The 3,780-nt window shown below is 66.4% G+C and carries 3 protein-coding genes, 1 tRNA gene and 1 pseudogene; all 5 read right to left on the bottom strand.

Translation table 11 applies throughout. The features are described 5' to 3' along the window. Positions 1–398: eCIS core domain-containing protein (locus tag D7V88_RS39600; RefSeq protein ID WP_147449078.1), on the bottom strand; the 398-nt coding region annotated here is incomplete at its 3' end. A gap of 93 nt (positions 399–491) precedes the next feature. Continuing rightward, positions 492–564, bottom strand: a tRNA-Ile gene (locus D7V88_RS39605). Positions 565–655: 91 nt separating this feature from the next. Beyond that, a complete protein-coding gene (locus D7V88_RS39610) occupies positions 656–985 on the bottom strand; it encodes an MGMT family protein (RefSeq protein ID WP_120545695.1) in 330 nt (109 codons plus the stop codon). A 92-nt stretch (positions 986–1,077) separates the two neighbouring features. Then, on the bottom strand, positions 1,078–3,198 hold the full coding sequence (gene rpoD / locus D7V88_RS39615; RefSeq protein ID WP_120545696.1) for an RNA polymerase sigma factor RpoD: 2,121 nt from the start codon (positions 3,196–3,198) through the stop codon (positions 1,078–1,080). A 90-nt stretch (positions 3,199–3,288) separates the two neighbouring features. After that, a pseudogene (locus D7V88_RS39620) lies at positions 3,289–3,780 on the bottom strand (DNA primase); the annotation flags it as partial.

Here is a 3,780-nt window from a genome sequence, read left to right on the forward strand (position 1 = left end):
GCCGCGAAGTGCGCCCGCTCACCCGAGAGGGCCCGCACCGCCAGGGCCTCGGCCTCGGCTTCCAGGGCCCCATCCACGAGCAGCCCCGCCCCGCCGTTCCCATGAGGGACGCGCCCCGCGCGCTGTTGCAGCACATGCACCAGCTCATGCGCGAGGATCCGGGTCCCGCGAGCCGAGTCGAGCTCCAGTGCCCCCGGAGCGAAGAGAATCTGCTCTCCCCAGCACAGGGCCTTGGCCCCCAAACTCGCGACCAGGGGGTGCTCGTGCAGGCGCACACCGCTCAGCTCGGCCCCGAAGGCGCGCTCGAACCGGACGCGCAACCGCTTCGGGAGTGCCCAGCCCCGAGCGCAGGCCTGCTCCAGGAGCGAAGGGGAGATGCAACGGTGCCGAGCATCCAAGATCAGTGCTCCCAGGCTATCGGGTCATGTCCCGTGAAGGACGAATCCTACACCCAGGGGCTCTCAGCAGGCGTCAGGCGGGGGAGAGGAAGGTGGGCCCTCCTGGATTCGAACCAGGGACCAATCGGTTATGAGCCGACAGCTCTAACCGCTGAGCTAAGGGCCCTCGCGTCTCTCCCGCCCGTCATGAGCGGACGGCCTCACGCGGCGGCGGGCCGACTATCTCCCCGCGCCCGCGCGTGTGGCAAGGCCCGCCGTCAGTCGTCGCGGGCCTTGTCGAGCGCCACGCGGAACACCTGTCCGCGCTGGTTCACCGTGACGCCCTCCGCGCGCAGTCGCTTCGCCTGTTCGTGGGCCACCGGCGGCGCCAGCGTCCCGTCCGAACGGATGACGCGCCACCAGGGCACCTGCGTGGCCTGTCCCGGAAGGTGTTTCAACTCCCGTCCCACGCCGCGCGCCGCGCCGGGCCGCCCCGCGTAGAGCGCCACCTGCGCGTACGAGCGCACCTGCCCCCGGGGGATGGTGCGCACCTGGCGCATTACGTTCTCTGAGAAGGGCAGGGGTTCAGCGGGCTTCTTGGGAGGCACGGGAGAGCTCGGGACGAAAAAATGAAGAAGGCCCCCGGTCCACGACGAGCGGGAGCGGGGGCCTTCAGACAATCAGGTCAGCGGACCTCGCGTCAGCTCTCCACGAAGGAGCGCAGGCGCTTGGAGCGGCTGGGGTGGCGCAGCTTGCGCAGCGCCTTGGCTTCAATCTGGCGGATGCGCTCGCGCGTCACCTCGAAGTCCTGGCCCACCTCTTCCAGCGTGTGGTCGCTCTTCTCGCCGATGCCGAAGCGCATGCGCAGGACCTTCTCCTCGCGCGGCGTGAGCGTGGCGAGCACCTTCCGCGTCTGCTCGGCCAGATTCATGTTGATGACCGCGTCCGCGGGCGACACGAGGCTCTTGTCCTCGATGAAGTCGCCCAGGTGGCTGTCCTCTTCCTCGCCGATGGGCGTCTCCAGGGAGATGGGCTCCTTGGCGATCTTCAGGACCTTGCGCACCTTGTCGAGCGGCAGCTCCATCTTCTCCGCGATCTCTTCCGGCGTCGGCTCGCGGCCAATCTCCTGCACGAGGTAGCGGCTCGTGCGGATGAGCTTGTTGATGGTCTCGATCATGTGCACCGGGATGCGGATGGTGCGGGCCTGATCCGCGATGGCGCGGGTGATGGCCTGACGGATCCACCAGGTGGCGTACGTCGAGAACTTGTAGCCGCGCTTGTACTCGAACTTGTCCACCGCCTTCATCAGGCCGATGTTGCCCTCCTGGATGAGGTCCAGGAACTGCAGGCCGCGGTTCGTGTACTTCTTCGCGATGGAGACCACGAGGCGCAGGTTCGCCTCCACCAGCTCGCTCTTCGCGCGCTCCGCCCGCTTCTCACCCAGCCGGATGGCGTCGTAGTTGCGGCGCAGGGCGTCCACGGGGAGGTTGGCTTCCTCCTCCACGCGCTTGATCTTCCGCACCGCGGTGCGCACGTCGCGGTCCAGGACCTCGAGCTGCTCGGCGGTGAAGTTGAGCTGCTTCTGGAGCTTCTTCGCGATGTTCGGGTTCTCGCGAGACTCCTTCAACTGCGGGCGCAGGTCCTTCATGGAGACGCTGTAGCGACGCTCCAGGTCGCCCAGCTCCTCCTCGGCCTTCTCCACGCGCTCGATGAGGCCCTTGAGGTTCACGACGATGCGGTCCACCTGCTTCTTGTTCAGCCGCATCTCCTCCAGGACCTCCATCATCTTGGTCCGAAGGTCCTTCACCTCCTGCTTCAGCTCCTTCTTGCGCACCTCCGTGAGCTTCTTCTTCCCGGAGAGTTCCTCCTCCAGGACCTCGCAGTCCTTGGCGAACTTGCGGAAGCGCTCGATCTGCTTGGAGATCTGCTCGATCTTGTTCAGCTCGCTCTGAGCGAGCTGCGCGGGAGCCTCGGCCTCGGAGACCTCTTCGACGGCCTCCTCCGCGTTTTCCGACTGGGCCTCTTCGGGCGCGTCCTTGATGACGTCGCGCACGCGCAGCTTGCCCGTCTTCAGGCGGTTGCTGATGTCCAGGATGTCCGCCACGGCGACGCGGCAGGCGAGCAGGGCGCGCAGGACTTCCTTCTCACCCTCTTCGATGCGCTTGGCGATCTCCACCTCGCCCTCGCGGGTGAGGAGGCTGACGCTGCCCATCTTGCGCAGGTAGAGGCGGACGGGGTCGTTGGACTTGCCACCCGGCTCGTCGTCCTCGTCCTTCTCATCCTCGTCCTGGTCTTCCTTCTCTTCCTCGACCGCGACGGTGGGCTTGATCTCGTTCGACTGCGCGGCCTTCTGCGCGTCGACGATCTCGATGTCGTTGTCGCCGAACATGCTCATCACGTCGTCGATTTGATCGGACGACACGATGTCGGCGGGCAGGGCGTCATTCACCTCGTCGTAGGTGAGGAAGCCCTTCTCGCGGCCGGCGGCGAGCAGGTCCTTCACTTCCTTGCGCTCGGCGACCGGGTCCTCCTCCACGTCGTCCTCGACGGCGTCAGGGTCGACCTGGACGGCGGCGGCGGCCTCTTCAGCGGCCTCCTCCGGGTCCACGTCGTCGGCGAGGGCGGCCACGCCCTTCTTCTTCTTGATCTTCTCGGGTGCCTCGGCGGTGGCGTCCTTGGCCACCAGCTCCTTCTCCTCGGCATCCGCAGCCTTCGTCACCTTCGCCACAGGGCTGTCCGGTGCCTTCTTCTTGCGGATCACCGGATCCACCTTCTTCTTGGTGGGCTTCACGGATGCCTTGGAGGGCTTCTGCGTCGGCATTCGGGTACTTCTCCTTAAGAAAATCAGGTGCTTTGGCCTGGGCGAGCCGGCCGATCTACCGCAAAGTCGAGCTTTCTTACAAACGCGAACTCAAACCGGTTGCATTGGTGCCTTTGTTCCCGTTCCCGAGGAGGCGGGCCTGAGCTCGTCCAGGACGCGCTTGCGGAGCGCCAGCAGCTCCTTGCGCTCGGACAGCAACTGCCGCGTCTCCTCTGTCAAATCAAAAGCCCCCGGCGTCTGTTCCGTCGCCCGCTTTATATAAACGAGCCGCTCGTCGATCCGCCGCACCATGATGTCGCGGCACACCTGGACGAACTCCCCTTCCAGCTCCGACCCCCCGGGGGAAAGCCGGCGACCAGCCTCCAGGAGCGCTCGCTTCACCACCTCCGTCGCCTCGAAGAGTGCTTCCTCCACCCCCTGTCCAGAGGTGGTCTGGGCCAGCACCATCCGCAGGCCCATGTGTGACAACTCATCACACACGCGGAAGACATCCCGGGTGAGCAGCCGGGGCTCCCGGAGCACGGCGGCCACGTAGAGGCACTCGGACTCCGGGGGAGGGCGCTCCGCCTGGGGCTTGGGGAC

This window comes from Corallococcus terminator, assembly GCF_003611635.1.
GTDB lineage: Bacteria > Myxococcota > Myxococcia > Myxococcales > Myxococcaceae > Corallococcus > Corallococcus terminator.

Coding starts and splice junctions, on each gene's coding strand:
- rpoD (WP_120545696.1), bottom strand. CDS start 3,198: ATGCCGACGCAGAAGCCCTCCAAGGCATCCGTGAAGCCCACCAAGAAG.